17 protein-coding genes are annotated in these 16,772 nt (G+C 61.6%); 7 read left to right on the top strand and 10 right to left on the bottom strand.

The window, feature by feature from the left end:
* Positions 1 to 136: 136 nt before the first annotated feature.
* Positions 137 to 1,321, bottom strand: a complete 1,185-nt coding sequence (locus AC3WLP_RS07770; RefSeq protein WP_014755444.1) for an alkaline phosphatase family protein — start codon at positions 1,319 to 1,321, stop codon at positions 137 to 139.
* Positions 1,322 to 1,460: 139 nt separating this feature from the next.
* Here AC3WLP_RS07770 and AC3WLP_RS07765 point away from each other — a divergent pair, with 139 nt between their 5' ends.
* The 4 genes from AC3WLP_RS07765 to AC3WLP_RS07750 all read left to right on the top strand — a co-directional run bounded on the left by AC3WLP_RS07765 (position 1,461) and on the right by AC3WLP_RS07750 (position 4,325).
* On the top strand, positions 1,461 to 2,111 hold the full coding sequence (locus AC3WLP_RS07765; protein WP_004575660.1) for a FadR/GntR family transcriptional regulator: 651 nt from the start codon (positions 1,461 to 1,463) through the stop codon (positions 2,109 to 2,111).
* Between the two features lie 13 nt (positions 2,112 to 2,124).
* Complete coding sequence (locus AC3WLP_RS07760; protein WP_088512970.1) at positions 2,125 to 3,405, top strand: CynX/NimT family MFS transporter; 1,281 nt, start codon at positions 2,125 to 2,127, stop codon at positions 3,403 to 3,405.
* A gap of 109 nt (positions 3,406 to 3,514) precedes the next feature.
* The gene (locus tag AC3WLP_RS07755; RefSeq protein ID WP_012051322.1) at positions 3,515 to 3,991 is read left to right on the top strand and encodes a nuclear transport factor 2 family protein; all 477 of its coding nucleotides are present in this window, start codon (positions 3,515 to 3,517) and stop codon (positions 3,989 to 3,991) included.
* The gene (locus AC3WLP_RS07750) at positions 3,984 to 4,325 is read left to right on the top strand and encodes a GIY-YIG nuclease family protein (RefSeq protein ID WP_012051323.1); all 342 of its coding nucleotides are present in this window, start codon (positions 3,984 to 3,986) and stop codon (positions 4,323 to 4,325) included. Before AC3WLP_RS07755 ends, AC3WLP_RS07750 begins: the two co-directional genes overlap by 8 nt.
* On the opposite strand, the gene yejK is transcribed toward AC3WLP_RS07750, so the two are convergent.
* Positions 4,273 to 5,280, bottom strand: a complete 1,008-nt coding sequence (gene yejK, locus AC3WLP_RS07745; RefSeq protein WP_012270676.1) for a nucleoid-associated protein YejK — start codon at positions 5,278 to 5,280, stop codon at positions 4,273 to 4,275. The genes AC3WLP_RS07750 and yejK overlap by 53 nt on opposite strands.
* 369 nt (positions 5,281 to 5,649) lie before the next feature.
* Between yejK and AC3WLP_RS07740 the strand changes: the two genes are divergently transcribed.
* Positions 5,650 to 5,931, top strand: coding sequence for an HU family DNA-binding protein (locus AC3WLP_RS07740; RefSeq protein WP_003255106.1), 282 nt, complete (start codon positions 5,650 to 5,652; stop codon positions 5,929 to 5,931).
* A 47-nt stretch (positions 5,932 to 5,978) separates the two neighbouring features.
* Here the strand turns inward: AC3WLP_RS07740 and rlmF are convergent, their stop codons facing one another.
* The 5 genes from rlmF to AC3WLP_RS07715 form a co-directional block, all read right to left on the bottom strand.
* The gene (gene rlmF / locus AC3WLP_RS07735) at positions 5,979 to 6,932 is read right to left on the bottom strand and encodes a 23S rRNA (adenine(1618)-N(6))-methyltransferase RlmF (protein ID WP_012051325.1); all 954 of its coding nucleotides are present in this window, start codon (positions 6,930 to 6,932) and stop codon (positions 5,979 to 5,981) included.
* Positions 6,933 to 7,110: 178 nt separating this feature from the next.
* Positions 7,111 to 9,957, bottom strand: coding sequence for a valine--tRNA ligase (locus AC3WLP_RS07730; RefSeq protein ID WP_003255103.1), 2,847 nt, complete (start codon positions 9,955 to 9,957; stop codon positions 7,111 to 7,113).
* 179 nt (positions 9,958 to 10,136) lie between these two features.
* Positions 10,137 to 10,502: a hypothetical protein gene (locus AC3WLP_RS07725; protein WP_003255102.1), complete on the bottom strand. Its 366-nt coding sequence runs from the start codon at positions 10,500 to 10,502 to the stop codon at positions 10,137 to 10,139.
* Between the two features lie 5 nt (positions 10,503 to 10,507).
* Complete coding sequence (locus AC3WLP_RS07720) at positions 10,508 to 10,936, bottom strand: DNA polymerase III subunit chi (RefSeq protein ID WP_014755450.1); 429 nt, start codon at positions 10,934 to 10,936, stop codon at positions 10,508 to 10,510.
* Between the two features lie 50 nt (positions 10,937 to 10,986).
* The gene (locus tag AC3WLP_RS07715; RefSeq protein ID WP_004575656.1) at positions 10,987 to 12,480 is read right to left on the bottom strand and encodes a leucyl aminopeptidase; all 1,494 of its coding nucleotides are present in this window, start codon (positions 12,478 to 12,480) and stop codon (positions 10,987 to 10,989) included.
* 301 nt (positions 12,481 to 12,781) lie between these two features.
* Between AC3WLP_RS07715 and lptF the strand changes: the two genes are divergently transcribed.
* Both lptF and lptG read left to right on the top strand, forming a co-directional pair.
* Positions 12,782 to 13,897, top strand: coding sequence for an LPS export ABC transporter permease LptF (gene lptF, locus AC3WLP_RS07710; protein ID WP_004575655.1), 1,116 nt, complete (start codon positions 12,782 to 12,784; stop codon positions 13,895 to 13,897).
* The gene (gene lptG / locus AC3WLP_RS07705; RefSeq protein WP_014755453.1) at positions 13,890 to 14,951 is read left to right on the top strand and encodes an LPS export ABC transporter permease LptG; all 1,062 of its coding nucleotides are present in this window, start codon (positions 13,890 to 13,892) and stop codon (positions 14,949 to 14,951) included. Before lptF ends, lptG begins: the two co-directional genes overlap by 8 nt.
* 148 nt (positions 14,952 to 15,099) lie before the next feature.
* On the opposite strand, the gene AC3WLP_RS07700 is transcribed toward lptG, so the two are convergent.
* The 3 genes from AC3WLP_RS07700 to AC3WLP_RS07690 all read right to left on the bottom strand — a co-directional run.
* On the bottom strand, positions 15,100 to 15,588 hold the full coding sequence (locus tag AC3WLP_RS07700; RefSeq protein WP_003255094.1) for an RDD family protein: 489 nt from the start codon (positions 15,586 to 15,588) through the stop codon (positions 15,100 to 15,102).
* A gap of 90 nt (positions 15,589 to 15,678) precedes the next feature.
* Positions 15,679 to 15,888 carry a cold-shock protein gene (locus AC3WLP_RS07695; RefSeq protein WP_003255093.1) on the bottom strand — a complete coding sequence of 70 codons (210 nt, stop codon included), beginning with the start codon at positions 15,886 to 15,888 and terminating at the stop codon, positions 15,679 to 15,681.
* A 357-nt stretch (positions 15,889 to 16,245) separates the two neighbouring features.
* A partial coding sequence (locus AC3WLP_RS07690; protein ID WP_305887923.1) for a glycine cleavage T C-terminal barrel domain-containing protein occupies positions 16,246 to 16,772 on the bottom strand: 527 nt, incomplete at its 5' end.

The raw sequence follows: 16,772 nt of genomic DNA, 5'->3' as shown, positions 1-16,772 counted from the left end.
CGAATACGGGAGCGGCGGCAGCGGCGAACGGCGGGTGGAAACTGGCCAGCAGGGCCGGCCCTTTCGCGGGTGAACCCGCTCCTGCGGGGATCGCGCCAGCCCTTGAGGAACGACAGAACTGTTGCTTCTCAAGGGCTTAATAGCGGCGGTCTTCGATCACAAATGGCTTGGCTGCCGGCCTGTTGCGCACCGCCGCCGGTGTACCATCCAGCACCAGTACATAATCGTTCTGCTTTTCCATCCCCTCCGGATCGATCCATTGGTCGTCTCTGGCCGCAACCTGGGCAACCACATGGCCGTTCTTGATAATGGTCAGATAACCCTTGGCGTTACTGTTCCAGCGTAGTCGTCCTTTGTTTTCATCGGCCCGCGCCTTGCGCACGCCGGTATCACCCAGTAAAGGCGTGCCGTCCAATAGCCATTGCGGCTGCAGCTTGAGGCCCATGTGGCGCAGCACCGTGGGCGCTACCGAGGTCTGCGCAGGAAGCCCGTACAGGCCGCCGGGCCCAGGCATCTCCACAGGAATGCTCAGCTCGGTCAGTTCCTGATTCAACGGCTTGTTGCTGGCGATGAAGATACTCTTTTCCTGCTCCGAAGCGCCGCCATGGCCTTTCCCCCAATAGTCCCGGCCATGGTTGGTACTGACGAGTACCAGCCAGTCTTCCTGTGGGAACATGCGATGCCGCTGGTCTACCTTGTCCAATAGCCGCCCGATCTCGCTGTCGGCCTTGCGCAACGCCTGCGCATAGTGCTCACCATAACCCCTTTGATGGCCGATCTGGTCAGGTTCGTCCAGTTGAATGAACGTGAAGTCGGCGGGTGTGTCACCCAGGATCTGCAACGTACGCTCAATCACCTGTTCATCTGGCAAACCACTTTCGCGTACATCGGCGTCATGGGCGTCCTCCAGCAGAAATGCCGTGTTGATGGGTGACCAGTTAACGATGCTGGAGAGGTAGGCATTGGGGTAGGCCAGGCGTAGCCGCTTGAACAGGCTGGGAAACGCCGGGTTTACCCGTTGCGAGTCGTCGTCCGATTCAACGCCATGCTTGTTGCTCCACACGCCGGTCAGCAAAGTGATCCAGCCAGGGCCGCTCAACGTGAGCTGCTCGCTGGCTTTACCATTGATACCCCCGGCGTAAGCCTTGCCGTAGTAAAGCCGCTGCTTCAGGTTGGTTGCATCGCCCAGTTGCAAATACTGCTGCAGTTGCACGCCATCAAGGCCGATGAGCAAGGTCTTGGGGCGGCTCGGGTGCCGGGCCGGGTCACAGCCTGGCTGCAGGGCCAGGAACAGCAGTAACAGCAAACTCGCCATTCGCATGTGGGCGCATCCTTGAAAGCACGCAACGAGCGTTGCAGCAAAGTGGCATGCCCACAACTGGCAGAAATACCAGGTGGTTTACGTCTTTGCCTGCAATCCAGTAAGCTGCAGCAATTCATCGGATGATTGGTTGAGTGGCATGAATACAGAGCTGACCAAGCGTTCCCTGGTGGAATTGGCGGTAGAGCGCATGCGCGAATGCATCGTGCTGGGCGATTGGCAGGTCGGTCAGCGCCTGCCTACCGAGCCCGAGCTTGCCTTGCAACTGGGCATTAGCCGTAACACGGTGCGTGAGGCCATGCGCGTGCTGGCGTTCAGTGGCCTGGTGGAAATTCGCCAGGGAGACGGCAGCTACCTGCGCACTGCCCAGGACCCGCTGCAGGCGGTGCACGCGATGTCCCGATGTACGCTCGAGCAGGCTCGCGAGACCCGCCATATCCTCGAGGCGGAAGCCATCGGCCTGGCGGCTTTGCGTCGTAACGATGCCGACCTGCAAGCGCTGAAGGATGCCCTGGAAGGCAGTGCCGGGCACTTTCATGGCGATGTTGATGCCTATGTCGCCTGCGATCTGGTCTTCCACCAGCGGCTGGTCGATGCCGCCCACAACCCGGCATTGAGCGAGCTGTACCGTTACTTCTCCGGGGTTGTGGCTGCCGCTCTGCAACACAATATGGCCACCGTTCCGCGCTGCCAGGCCACGTTCGACTTGCATGGGCAGATCCTCGACGCCATCGAGCAACGTGACGCTGAACGGGCCAAGCGCCTGAGCCGTACCCTAATTGAATCCTGATACCGAGAAGGCCATGGCTGAATCCATCACCCGTAATACCCCATCGAACGAGCGGGATCTCGATGAGCTGCTGATCGACGCTGAAGCTGACGACGAACAGGTCCAGCAGCAGGCTGTGGTGTTGCGGCGGCCATGGCTGTTGCTGCTGGGCCTGGTTCTGGTGGCCCTGAACCTGCGCCCGGCATTGTCGAGCATGGCGCCGGTGCTCGGCCAAGTATCTGAAGGCTTGGGGCTGAATGCTTCGCAGGCGGGCTTGCTGACCACCTTGCCGGTGCTCTGCCTGGGCCTGTTTGCTCCCTTGGCGCCAGTGCTGGCGCGGCGCTTTGGCAGCGAGCGGGTGATTCTTGGCATCCTCGTCACCCTGGCGCTTGGCCTCGTGGTACGAAGTACCGTTGGGGCTGTCGGGGTGTTCCTCGGCAGCCTGATGGCAGGGGCCAGCATCGGCATTATCGGCGTATTGTTGCCAGGTATCGTCAAGCGCGACTTTCCGCAGCACGCTGGCACGCTGACCGGTGTATACACCATGGCATTATGCCTGGGCGCGGCCATGGCCGCCGGTGCCACCGTGCCTTTGGCCCAGCATTTCGACGGCAGCTGGGCACTGGGGTTGGGCTTCTGGGTGCTGCCGGCTTTGCTGGCCATGCTGGTTTGGCTGCCACAGGCCCGTCAGGGGCATGGGCTGCACAAGGTGGCCTATCGCGTGCGAGGCTTGTGGCGTGACCCACTGGCCTGGCAGGTGACCCTGTATATGGGCCTGCAGTCATCACTGGCTTACATCGTGTTCGGTTGGTTGCCATCGATCCTGATCGGTCGCGGCCTCAGCCCTACCGAGGCAGGGCTGGTGCTGTCGGGGTCGGTAATCGTGCAGTTGATCAGCTCGCTCAGTGCCCCCTGGCTGGCCACCCGCGGCAAGGACCAGCGGCTGGCAATCGTGCTGGTCATGTCAGGTACGCTGGCGGGGCTGTTCGGTTGCCTGTATGCGCCACTTTCCGGGTTGTGGGGGTGGGCCATTGTGCTGGGCCTGGGGCAGGGCGGTACCTTTGCCCTGGCGCTGACCTTGATCGTGCTGCGCTCGAAAGATGCCCATGTGGCGGCGAACTTGTCGAGCATGGCCCAAGGGGTGGGTTATACCCTGGCCTCGATGGGGCCTTTCGCGGTGGGCCTGGTGCATGACCTGACCGGCGGCTGGGCGGCATTGGGTTGGATTTTTGCGGTACTGGGCCTTGGCGCCGTCGTGTTCGGGCTGGGTGCCGGGCGGGCACTGCAGGTGCAGGTGACCTGCGAAAAAGTCTGAAGCATGTTTTTGCAGTACCGTCCTCTTGCCTGCCAAGAGGACGGTACTGGCATAAGCCATCGGGGCAGATTATCGTGCAGTTTTCGAACCTAGGACGGACAAGCCCACAATGAGCGATGCCAACCGCGCCCTGATTACCCGTTTCTACCAGGCTTTCCAGCGCCTGGATGCCGACGCCATGCTGGCCTGCTACAGCAGCGATATCGTTTTCAGCGACCCGGTGTTCGGCACCCTGCGCGGCAAGGACGCAGGCGATATGTGGCGGATGCTCACCACCCGCGCCAAGAACTTCACCCTGACATTCGACAGCATACGTGCAGATGAGCACAGTGGCAGCGCGCACTGGGTGGCTACCTACCTGTTCAGCCAGACCGGCCGTGTTGTGGTCAACGATATCCGGGCACGCTTTGTCATGCGTGATGGGCTGATTTGCCAGCATGACGACACCTTTGACCTGTGGCGCTGGTCGCGGCAAGCGTTGGGTGTTCCTGGAATGCTGCTGGGATGGTCGCCGCTGATGCAGAACAAGGTCCGCCTGCAGGCATTCAAGGGGTTGCGCGCATTCCAGCAGGCCCAGGGTGAGTGACGTCGTTGAACCTGCTGTTGGTAAGCCCTGGTTTGTCTATCTGGTAAGGGCAGCCAATGGCTCGTTGTATTGCGGCATCAGCGATGACCCGCAGCGTCGGTTCGCCGCGCATCAGAAAGGGCAGGGCGCCCGCTATTTCAAGACCAGCCCGGCCCAGGCGCTGGTGTACGTGGAGCAGTGGCCGGACAAGGGCGCGGCGCTGCGCCAGGAGCGGTTGGTGAAGCGGCTGCGCAAGTCGGCGAAGGAGGCACTGGTGGCCTCCTTTGACGGCTTGGGGGAAATCAGTCCTTGCGACGCTTCAGCTGATCCACCAAGGTTGTCGGCAGCCCCTTGATGATCAAGGTCCCCGCCGCTTCGTCATACTCCACCTTGTCCCCCAGCAGATGCGCCTCGAAGCTGATCGACAGCCCCTCGGCACGCCCGGTGAAACGGCGGAACTGGTTGAGGGTGCGTTTGTCCGCCGGGATTTCCGGCGACAGACCGTAGTCCTTGTTGCGGATGTGGTCGTAGAACGCTTTGGGGCGGTCCTCGTCGATCAGGCTGGACAGCTCTTCGAGCGTCACTGGCTCGCCCAGCTTGGTCTGGGTGGTGGCGTACTCGACCAGGGTCTGGGTCTTTTCGCGGGCGGATTCTTCCGGCAGGTCTTCGCTTTCGACGAAATCGCTGAAGGCCTTGAGCAGGGTACGGGTTTCGCCCGGGCCGTCGACGCCTTCCTGGCAGCCGATGAAGTCGCGGAAGTAATCCGACACCTTCTTGCCGTTCTTGCCCTTGATGAACGAAATATACTGCTTGGAGTTCTGGTTGTTCTTCCACTCCGACAGGTTGATGCGTGCTGCCAGGTGCAGCTGGCCAAGGTCGAGGTGACGGGAAGGGGTCACGTCGAGCTCGGCATTCACCGCCACGCCTTCGCTATGGTGCAGCAGGGCGATCGCCAGGTACTCGGTCATGCCTTGCTGATAGTGGGCAAACAGGATGTGGCCGCCGGTGGACAGGTTGGACTCTTCCATCAGCTTCTGCAGATGCTCGACAGCCACGCGGCTGAAGGCGGTGAAATCTTTTTCTTCATCCAGGTACTGCTTCAGCCAGCCGCTCAGCGGGTAGGCGCCCGATTCGCCGTGGAAAAAACCCCAGGCCTTGCCTTGCTTGGCGTTGTAGCTGTCATTGAGGTCGGCCAGGAGGTTTTCGATGGCATCGGAGGCAGCCAGTTCGGAGTCGCGAGCATGCAGCACGGCGGGGCTGCCATCGGGCTTTTTGTCGATCAGGTGAACGATGCAATGACGGATTGGCATGGAATTCTCGGCGAGCTGCAAAAGTTGCCAAGTTTAACCTAGACCTGAGGTGATGCAGTGGCCGTATGTTGGCAGATATGTCGGTTGTTCGTTTTTTGTTCAATTTTGTGTGTTTTCAGCTGAAACCCCCGAAAAACCTGCATTTAATCAAAGTGCGAAGCGGATATTTATCCATTCCTGTGGTAGTTTTGCGCGGTCTTGCGCCCCTCGTGTGCGCATTGCTGGCAGCATGCTGTCGTCGTGTCGAACCAAACGCCGATTTTCGTATCTACATACGCAATTGGCGCGGCCCTCCATTTCAAGGGGCTGGCCCGATAACGTCGTAGTCCGCTGCATAACCATCGAATTTGATAGGGAAGGAACACCACCATGGCATTGACCAAAGACCAACTGATTGCCGACATCGCCGAATCGATCGCCGCGCCAAAAGCCACCGCCAAGAACGCTCTGGAGCAACTGGGCCAGATCGTTGCCGACCAACTGGAAAACGGCGCTGAAATCACTCTGCCAGGCATCGGCAAGCTGAAAGTCTCCGAGCGTCCTGCCCGTACCGGCCGCAACCCTTCGACTGGCGCTGCCATCGAAATCGCTGCCAAGAAAGTCGTCAAGTTCGTTCCAGCCAAAGTGCTGACCGACGCTATCAACAAGTAATTGTTGTTTTGACGAAACCGCGCCCGGCTTGCCCGGGCGCGGTTTTTTCATGCCTGTGATTTACGCTGGGCGTGCCAGGCCTGGCGTGCGGCGTCGTCATGGAAGCTCCAGGCGACCATGCGGCTCTGTTTCTGACCCTGGCCCATCTCGATGATGCGCACGGCCTTGGCGCCGGACTTCTTCAACGCGGCCTCGATGCCAGGCAGGTTGCTGGCCTTGGACACCAGGCTGGTGAACCACAGCACCCGTTCGGCGTACTGCACGCTTTCGCCAATCAACTGGGTGACAAAGCGGATTTCGCCACCCTCGCACCACAGTTCATTGTTCTGGCCACCGAAGTTCAGCACCGGCAGCTTGCGCTTGGGGTCCTGCTTGCCGAGGTTCTTCCATTTGCGCTGGCTGCCGCGGGTGGCTTCGTCGCGTGAGGCATGGAAGGGCGGGTTGCACAGGGTCAGGTCAAAGCGTTCGCCCTCCTGCAGCAGGCCGCTGAGGATGTGCGCTCGGTTGGCCTGCTGGCGCAGGGTAATGGCTTTGCCCAGGCCATTGGCCTGGACGATAGCCTTGGCCGAGGCCAGAGCCACGGGGTCGATGTCTGAACCGAGGAAGCGCCAGCGGTAGTCGCTGTGGCCCAGCAGTGGATAGATGCAGTTGGCCCCCACGCCGACGTCCAGCGCGCGCACTTGGGTGCCCCTTGGGACGTCGCCAGCATTGTCATCGGCCAGCAGATCGGCGGCTACGTGGATGTAGTCGGCACGGCCAGGAATGGGCGGGCACAGGTAATCGGCTGGGATGTCCCAGTGCTGGATGCCGTACTGGGCCTTGAGCAGTGCACGGTTGAACACGCGGACGGCTTCGGGGTTGGCAAAATCGATGCTGGGCTTGCCGTGGGGGTTGGTGATGGTGAAACGGGCCAGGTCAGGGTGGGCCTTGATCAGGCTGGGGAAGTCGTAGCGACCCTGGTGGCGGTTGCGCGGGTGCAGGGTGGGTTTGTTCGGGGTCATGGCAGTGTCCAGCCCTATACGAGCGGTGGCTTGAAGAACCTGGGGCTGCTACGCAGCCCTTTCGCGACACAAGGCCGCTCCCACAGGGTGGTGGCGCCTTGAAGGTTGGCGCCGTCCTGTGGGAGCGGCCTTGTGTCGCGAAAGGGCCGTGCAGCGGCCCCAACGGTCTCTCTAGTGATTACAGCGCTGCAATCCGCGCATGCTGCTCGGTGAAGTTGGCCAGGGCCTGTTCGGACTCGGCCAGCTTGGCGCGTTCCTTCTCGATCACCGCAGGCGGGGCCTTGTCGACGAAGGCTGCGTTGGACAGCTTGCCGCCAACACGTTGCACTTCACCTTGCAGACGCTGGATTTCCTTGTTCAGGCGCGCCAGCTCGGCATCCTTGTCGATCAGCCCGGCCATTGGCACCAGCACTTGCAGGTCACCGACCAGGGCGGTAGCGGACAGCGGCGCTTCGTCGGCATCACCCAGTACGGTGAACGACTCGACCTTGGCCAGCTTCTTCAGCAGCGCTTCGTTTTCCTGCAGGCGGCGCTGGTCGTCGGCGTTGGCGTTCTTCAGGAACAGCGGCAGCGGCTTGCCGGGGCCGATGTTCATTTCGGCGCGAATATTACGCAGGCCGACCATCAACTCTTTCAGCCACTCGATGTCGCCTTCGGCGGCGGCGTCAATGCGTGCTTCGTTGGCCACTGGCCATGGCTGCAGCATGATGGTCTTGCCGTCGATGCCGGCCAGCGGCGCAATGCGCTGCCAGATTTCTTCGGTGATGAACGGCATGAACGGATGCGCAAGACGCAGTGCCACTTCCAGCACGCGCACCAAGGTGCGGCGGGTGCCACGGGCGCGCTCTACCGGGGCGTTTTCGTCCCACAGTACCGGTTTGGACAGCTCCAGGTACCAGTCGCAGTACTGGTTCCAGATGAACTCGTACAGCGCCTGGCTGGCCAGGTCGAAGCGGAACTGCTCCAGCTGGCGGGTTACTTCGGCTTCGGTACGCTGAAGTTGCGAGATGATCCAGCGGTCTGCCAGCGACAGCTCGTAGGCTTCGCCGTTCTGGCCGCAGTCTTCACCCTTGTCCAGCACGTAGCGGGCAGCGTTCCAGATCTTGTTGCAGAAGTTGCGGTAGCCTTCGACGCGGCCCATGTCGAACTTGATGTCGCGGCCTGTCGAGGCCAGCGAGCAGAAGGTGAAGCGCAGGGCGTCGGTGCCGTAGCTGGCAATACCTTCGGGGAACTCGGCCTTGGTCTGCTTGGCGATCTTCTCGGCAAGCTTGGGCTGCATCATGCCGCTGGTGCGTTTTTCCAGCAGGGCGTCGAGGGTGATGCCGTCGACGATGTCCAGCGGGTCCAGCACGTTGCCCTTGGACTTGGACATCTTCTGGCCCTGGCCGTCACGTACCAGGCCGTGCACGTACACGGTCTTGAACGGTACCTGCGGGGTGCCGTCTTCGTTCTTGATCAGGTGCATGGTCAGCATGATCATGCGCGCAACCCAGAAGAAGATGATGTCGAAGCCAGTCACCAGCACGTCGGTGGAGTGGAACTTCTTGAGGAATTCGGTCTGTTCCGGCCAGCCCAGGGTGGAGAATGTCCACAGGCCCGAGCTGAACCAGGTGTCGAGTACGTCGTCATCCTGACGCAGGACCACGTCGGCGCCCAGCTTGTGCTTGGCGCGCACTTCTTCCTCGTTGCGGCCAACGTAGACCTGGCCGGCCTCGTCGTACCACGCAGGAATGCGGTGGCCCCACCACAGTTGGCGGCTGATGCACCAGTCCTGGATATCGCGCATCCAGGAGAAGTACATGTTCTCGTATTGCTTGGGCACGAACTGGATGCGGCCATCTTCCACGGCGGCGATGGCAGGCTCTGCCAGCGGCTTGGTGGAAACGTACCACTGGTCGGTCAGCCACGGCTCGATGACCGTGCCGGAACGGTCGCCTTTCGGCACTTTCAGGGCGTGGTCGTCGATGCTGACCAGCAGGCCCTGGGCGTCCAGGTCGGCGACGATCTGCTTGCGCGCGACAAAGCGGTCAAGGTTGGCGTACTGGGCCGGCAATTGGGTGTCGACCTGCTCGTTAACGCTGCCGTCGAGGTTGAAGGCCTGGGCGCTGGCCAGCACGAAGGCGTTCTTGTCGAAGATGTTCAGCAGTGGCAGGTTGTGGCGCTTGCCGACTTCGTAGTCGTTGAAGTCGTGGGCCGGGGTGATCTTCACGCAACCGGTACCGAACTCGGGGTCGCAGTAGTCATCGGCGATGATCGGGATGCGGCGGCCGACCAATGGCAGTTCGACGAATTTGCCGATCAATGCCTGGTAGCGTTCGTCGTTCGGGTTGACTGCTACGGCAGCGTCACCCAGCAGGGTTTCCGGACGCGTGGTGGCAACTACCAGGTAGTCCTGGCCTTCGGCAGTCTTGGCGCCGTCGGCCAGTGGGTAGCGCAGGTTCCACAGGTGGCCTTTCTCGTCGTGGTTTTCCACTTCGAGGTCGGAGATGGCCGTGTGCAGCTTGGTGTCCCAGTTGACCAGGCGCTTGCCGCGGTAGATAAGGCCGTCTTCATGCAGGCGCACGAACGCTTCTTTAACCGCTTCGGAGAGGCCGTCGTCCATGGTGAAGCGCTCGCGGCTCCAGTCTACCGATGAGCCCAGGCGGCGAATCTGGCGGCTGATGTTGCCGCCGGACTGATCCTTCCATTCCCAGACTTTTTCCAGGAACTTTTCGCGGCCCAGGTCATGACGGTTCTGGCCTTTGGCTTCAAGTTGGCGCTCGACCAGCATCTGCGTGGCGATACCCGCGTGATCGGTACCCGGCTGCCACAGGGTGTCGCGGCCTTGCATGCGGCGGAAACGGATCAGGGCGTCCATGATCGCGTTGTTGAACCCGTGGCCCATGTGCAGGCTGCCGGTTACGTTCGGCGGCGGGATCATGATGGTGTAGGACTCGCCTGCACCTTGTGGAGCGAAATAGTTCTCGGACTCCCAGGTGTTGTACCAGGAAGTTTCGATTGCGTGCGGCTGGTAGGTCTTATCCATGCGCGGCGGGACCCTGTGCATTTATTCGGGAAAGCCGGGAAGTATAACCAAGCTGGGGGCCGCAGGCGACAAGCTGCTGACAACTGTCGGAACAGAGTCGCCTGCTTCGCGGGCAAAGCGCAGGCTTCGAACCTGTGGGGCGGGCTTGCCCGCGAAGCAGTCGACACCGCTGCCCGGTTCTACTCGGAACGCTTGATCAGCCGCTCGATCCGCGCATCCAGCCGGCGCTTGATTTCGTTCTCGATATGCGGGGTAAAGTCGTTGATCACGTCCTGCATGATCATCTGCGCTGCGGCGCGCAGTTCGCTTTCCAGGTGCAGCAGGGTGTCCTGGCGGCGGGTCTGCGGGTCGTCCTCGGGTTCGGCAGCTACAGGTTCGGCGGGCGCCGCGGGGTCGCTGGCGGCTTCGTCCAGCAGCAACGGAATCTGCTCTACCGTCTCGGTGAGCAGCGGCGGTTGCAGGTCGGCGTCGCCAAGCAGCTGACGGATCGACTCGAGGTCATCGAGCAGATGGGCGGAATCGGGCAAAGGGGAGGGCTTGTCCATCGTCGTCAAAGTCGCTGTAAGCGGTGGTCTTGCAGAGCATAGCCCTGTTCACGGTAGAAACGGAATCGCTCACGGGCTGATTGGCGGATAGCCGGCTCTTCAACAACGATTTCGGCGACCCGCTCGAACTGCCCGACAAAGCCCGGCACGCTGGCGCCGAGGTTGATCAGCAGGCCGTGGTGCTCGCCGGCGTTGTCAGCCAGGCCCAGAACCACGCCAGCATCGGCATGCACCTCGGCGAGGTCGTGGGGCACGAAGGCCTCGCCCTTGAAGCGCCACAAGCGTTGGTCCAGTTCACTGCGCTGTTCTGCATCCTGGCAGTGCAGATAGACCCGGTGGCCAAGGCGCCAGGCCTTCTCGCACAGCTTGCAGGCGAAATCGAGCCGCGCCGACAGCGAGTCGGTGGGCAGAATGTAGAAGTCGACTTTGCTCATTGTGGGAATCGCCGGCCGGTGGCGCGCAAGGCACCACCGGCTTCACGGCTTCAGGCGCCAGCGCGGTCCAGCAGGTACTGGGTCAGCAGAGGTACCGGGCGGCCAGTGGCGCCTTTGTCCTTGCCGCCACTGACCCAGGCGGTACCGGCAATGTCCATGTGCGCCCAGTTGTAGGCTTTGGCGAAGCGCGACAGGAAGCAACCCGCGGTGATCGTACCGGCCTTCGGCCCACCGATGTTGCCCATGTCGGCGAACGGGCTGTCCAGCTGCTCCTGGTATTCATCGAACAGCGGCAGCTGCCAGGCACGGTCGTCGGCGCGCTTGCCGGCGTCGAGCAACTGCCCGACCAGGTCGTCGTTATTGCCCATCAGGCCGGAGGTGTGGCTGCCCAGGGCGACGATGCAGGCGCCGGTCAGGGTGGCGATGTCGATCACCGCCTGCGGCTTGAAGCGCTCGGCGTAGGTCAGGGTGTCGCACAGCACCAGGCGGCCTTCAGCGTCGGTGTTGAGGATTTCCACGGTCTGACCGCTCATGGTGGTGACGATGTCACCTGGGCGGGTGGCGCCGCCGCTTGGCATGTTCTCGGCGCAGGCCAGCAGGCACACCAGGTTGATCGGCAGTTGCAGCTCGAGCACTGCACGCAGGGTGCCGAACACGCTGGCGGCGCCGCACATGTCGTACTTCATTTCATCCATGCCGGCGCCTGGCTTGAGGCTGATGCCACCGGTGTCGAAGGTAATGCCTTTACCCACCAGCACGAATGGCTTGTCGGCCTTTTTGCCGCCCTGGTAATTGAGCACGATCAGGCGTGGCGGCTGGTCGCTGCCCTGGCCCACGGCGTAGAACGCGCCCATGCCCAGGTCCTTGATCTTTTTCTCGTCCAGCACTTCAACCTTGAGGGCCTTGTGCGCCTTGCCCAGTTCCTTGGCCTGTTCGGCCAGGAAGCTTGGGTGGCAAAGGTTGGGTGGCAGGTTGCCGAGGTCACGGGTGAAGGCCATGCCGCTGGCGATGGCGCTGGCATGCTTGACCGCACGCTCGACTTCGGCCTGGCCGGCTTTGTCGGCCAGCAGGGTGACCTTTTTCAGCGCGCGCGGCTCGGCTTTCTGGCTTTTGAAACGGTCGAACACATATTCGCCGTCCAGCAGGGTTTCGGCCAGCAGGCGGTATTTGCCGTAATGGGCGTCGCGGTTGCTGACTGCGATATCGTCCAGGGCCAGTACTGCGTCAGCGCCGTTCAGGCCCTTGAGCACGCCAGCGACACTGGCCACCAGTTTGCGCCAGGCGCGGTCGCCCAGGGCTTCTTCCTTGCCGCTGCCCACCAGCAGCACGCGCTCGGCCTTCAGGCCCGGGAGGTTCTGTAGCAGCAGGGTCTGGCCCGGCTTGCCGGCCAGGTCGCCGCGCTTGAGCACGGCGCTGATGGCGCCTTCGCTGGCCTGGTCGACAGCCTTGGCAACAGCGCCGAGCTTGCGGTTTTCACCTACCGGAAGGACCAGTGTGGCGGTTTTTACGGATGCAGCAGCTACGCTTTTTACAACCAGTTCCATGTCAGGATCCCCGAATGATCGATACGAATGGCGCTGTGTGTTCCAGCGCTCTGGACGGGCCTGGCCGCGTCGTCGCGCACCAGCGGAAAAGCTGCCAGTTTGAGCCTGTGGCAAGCGTGCTGACAACCCCGTTGTGCACCTTCGTACGCGGCCAAGTGACAGGGGCGGTCAATCACAGGATAATGCGCGCACTTTACATGGAGGTTCGCCTTTGGCGAACCGGCATTGGTCTTGGATGTACTAAGTCATTGTTTGGCGCCATTGCATGGCAGTCCGCCCTGACAACCCAGGAGTGTCTGGTTTGATCGTCTTTCGTTATCTGTCCCGCGAGGTCCTGGTCACCTTGAGCGCCGTCAGCGCTGTGCTGTTGGTGATCATCATGAGCGGGCGCTTCATCAAGTACCTGGCCCAGGCTGCCCAGGGCGTGCTCGACCCTGGCGTGTTGTTCCTGATCATGGGCTTCCGCTTGCCAGGCTTCCTGCAACTGATCCTGCCTCTGGGGCTGTTCCTCGGCATCCTCCTGGCTTACGGGCGCCTGTACCTGGAAAGTGAGATGACCGTGCTGTCGGCCACTGGCATGAGCCAGCAGCGCCTGCTGGGCATGACCATGGCGCCGGCTGCCCTGGTTGCCCTGCTGGTGGCCTGGCTGAGCCTGAGCCTGGCCCCGCTGGGCGTGGCCCAGGTGCAGCAGATCATCAGCCAGCAGGATGCCCTGACCGAGTTCGACACCTTGGTGCCGGGCCGCTTCCAGACCTTGCGTGATGGCTCGCGGGTAACCTATACCGAGCAACTGTCGGATGACCGCATCAACCTGGGCGGGGTGTTCATCTCCGAGAAGCGCTTCAACCAAGACAAGACCAAGGATCGCGCCCCGTCGGTGCTGGTCGCCGAGAAAGGCCACCAGGAAATCCAGGCCGACGGCAACCGCTACCTGGTGCTGGAAAACGGTTACCGCTACGACGGCAACCCGGGCCAGGCCGACTACCGCGCCATCAAATATGACACCTACGGCGTGTTGCTGCCCAAGCCGGAAGTCGCCGAGGAAGTGACCGAGCGCGAAGCGCTTCCCACCTCCGAACTGATCGGCAAGGAGGGCCTGCGTGAGCGCGCCGAGCTGCAATGGCGGCTGTCGCTGCCGATCCTGGTGTTCGTCGTCACCCTGCTGGCGGTGCCACTGTCGCGGGTCAACCCGCGCCAGGGCCGCTTCCTCAAGCTGCTGCCGGCAATTCTTCTGTACATGGCCTACCTGACAATGCTGATTTCCGTACGCGGCGCCCTCGAGAAGGGCAAACTGCCGATCGCCTTGGGCATGTGGTGGGTCCACGGCCTGTTCCTGCTGATCGGCCTTGGCCTGATGTACTGGGAGCCGCTGCGCCTCAAACGCGCCGCCCGCCGTGCGGAGGTGGCCCATGGCTAAGCTCGATCGCTACATCGGCCAGAGCGTGCTGCTGGCCATCCTGGCCGTGCTGGGGATCATCCTCGGCCTGGCTTCGCTTTTCGCCTTCATCGATGAGATGGGCGACCTGAGTGACACCTACACGGTGATGGACGCGGGCAACTTTGTCCTGCTTACCGCACCTCGGCGGCTGTATGAAATGCTGCCAATGGCCGCCCTGATCGGTTGCCTGATCGGCCTGGGCAGTCTGGCCAGCAGCAGCGAGCTGACCATCATGCGTGCGGCTGGCGTGTCCATCGGCCGTATCGTCTGGGCGGTGATGAAACCCATGCTGGTGCTGATGCTGGTGGGGCTGCTGATTGGCGAATATGTGGCACCGGTGACCGAGAACAAGGCCCAGGCCGACCGTTCCCTGGCCCAGGGTGGTGGTGAAGCACAAAGCTCAAAACGTGGCATGTGGCACCGCCAGGGCGAGGAGTATGTGCACATCAACGCCGTACAGCCCGATGGCCTGCTGCTGGGCGTGACCCGCTACCGCTTCGACAGCGAGCGCAAGATTGTCACCTCGAGCTTTGCCCGCCGTGCGCAGTACCAGAACGACCACTGGCTGCTCGCCGATGTGCGTACCACCTACTTCCGTGGCGACCACACCGAGGTGGTCAACGCGCCGGAGGAGCGCTGGGATGTTTCGCTCACGCCAGAACTGCTCAATACCGTGATCCTCGCGCCGGAGTCGCTTTCGATTACCGGGTTGTGGGATTACATCCACTACTTGTCTGATCAGGGCCTGAACAACTCCCGCTACTGGCTGGCGTTCTGGACCAAGGTGCTGCAGCCGATGGTAACGGCGGCCCTGGTGCTGATGGCGATCTCGTTCATCTTTGGCCCGCTGCGTTCGGTTACCCTTGGTCAGCGCGTGTTCACGGGTGTGCTGGTGGGCTTCGTGTTTCGCATTGGTCAGGACCTGCTTGGGCCCTCGAGCCAGGTATTCGGCTTCCCACCGCTGCTGGCGGTGGTGATACCGGCGGGCATCTGTGCCTTGGCCGGTGTGTGGTTGTTGCGCCGGGCAGGGTAATAGCCAGAGCTGCACAAGAAAGCCGACCTCAGGGTCGGCTTTTTCATGGCTGTTTATCTGGCCCGGCCCGTTCGCGGGCAAACCCGCACCTAGAGGTATCGCGCAGGCTTCAGGAAAGGGCCCGAACCGGCAACGCCAATCCTCTGGCTCATTTCTTCTGTTTAGGCACCCGCACCAGCTGGCTTTCCGAATAGATGTCATGCCAACCACGCTTGCGCTTGTCGATCAGCACCCAGAAAAAACCCAGCCCCAGGCACAGCCACGAGGCAATCGACACGACGAACCGCAAGAGCGCCTGCCACAGGCTGATGGCCGAGCCATCGGCATTCTGCACCCGAACGCCCCATACCTGCATACCCAGCGTCTGCCCACCGTGGGTCCAGAACTTGGCAAAAAAGCCGAACAGGGCAAACAGCAGTACCGTAGACAGCAATGGGTCGCCATCCAGCGCACCGGCCTCGGTCAGCTCGCGCATACGTGCTTCGCCGATGATCGACATCTGAATCATCTTGTAGGCGCCGGCGGTCACGATCAGCAGCGCGGTGCACAGTAGAAAGTCATAGAACATCGCTGCCAGGCGCCGGCCCAGGCCGACCGGCGGAAAATCACCCTGGGGTGTGAGCAGAGGCTTGGACATGCAGGACAGCTCCAGAAGACGAGCCTGCTATTCTACGGGCAAAAAAAAACCCCTGCACTTGGCAGGGGCTTTTCAAAGTCTGGCGCTGGATCAGACAGGTTGAACCTTGTCAGCCTGCATGCCTTTCTGGCCCTGAACTGCTTCAAAGGTAACCTTCTGGCCTTCTTTCAGGCTTTTGAAGCCGCTACCTTCGATAGCGCGGAAGTGCACGAACAGATCCGGACCGCTTTCTGGGGTGATGAAGCCGTAACCTTTTTCGTCATTGAACCACTTGACGGTACCGTTCTGACGCTCAGCCATTGTCTTATTTCCTATGAAGCTTAAATTTTGATGACAGTTTCTTTCGCACTTTTTTGTAAGCGAAAGATTACTGGGCTGGGTTGCAGGAAGTAAGAGACGTCGAACGGGTTGTAGCAAATCTCGGCTACTGGCCCAGGTCACGAACTGTTGCGACCCATGCAAACACAGTGCAGTGACTCTACGCCAACTCCCGAGCGAAAAACAAGCCCTTGGTCGTATGGAAAACTGGCCGCTTGCCGATAACCGACCGATTTGTCGGAAACGGCATGGCGCCTGGCCTGGCGCCATGTTCAAAAGTTATTGGGCAGGTTCGAAAACGAATATGTCGACGCTGCCCAAAACCTTCACAAAGCTGTTTCAGCCACGGTAGTAACGTGGTGTCACGAAAGGCATTTTGCTGACTTTCAAGGCCACCTTCTTTCCACGCACCACGGCAAACAGTGCGGTGTCGAGTGCAGCATGTTCACTATCGATATAACCCATTGCGACAGGTGCGGCGAGTGTCGGGCCAAAGCCCCCGCTGCACACTTTACCTACGGGTTTATCGTTTGCGTCGACAATGTCCGCACCTTCACGAACAGGCGTACGCTCCTGCGGCAACAGGCCGACACGTTTGCGCGCAACACCATCGCGCACGTGGGCGAAGATCGCCTCGGCACCGGGGAAGCCGGCAGCGCGTGCACCCTCGGCACGGCGCACCTTGGAAATTGCCCACAGCAGGCTGGCTTCGATCGGCGTAGTCTCGCTGTTCATGTCGTGGCCATACAGGCACAGGCCAGCTTCCAGGCGCAGCGAGTCGCGTGCGCCCAAGCCGATCGGCTGTACTTCCGGCTCGGCCAGCAGGCGGCGGGCCAGGGCGTCGGCAGCGTTGACCGGTACCGAGA

The sequence above is a fragment of the Pseudomonas sp. FW305-E2 genome (assembly GCF_058782925.1).
This window is presented reverse-complemented; position numbering and strand designations above follow the sequence as displayed.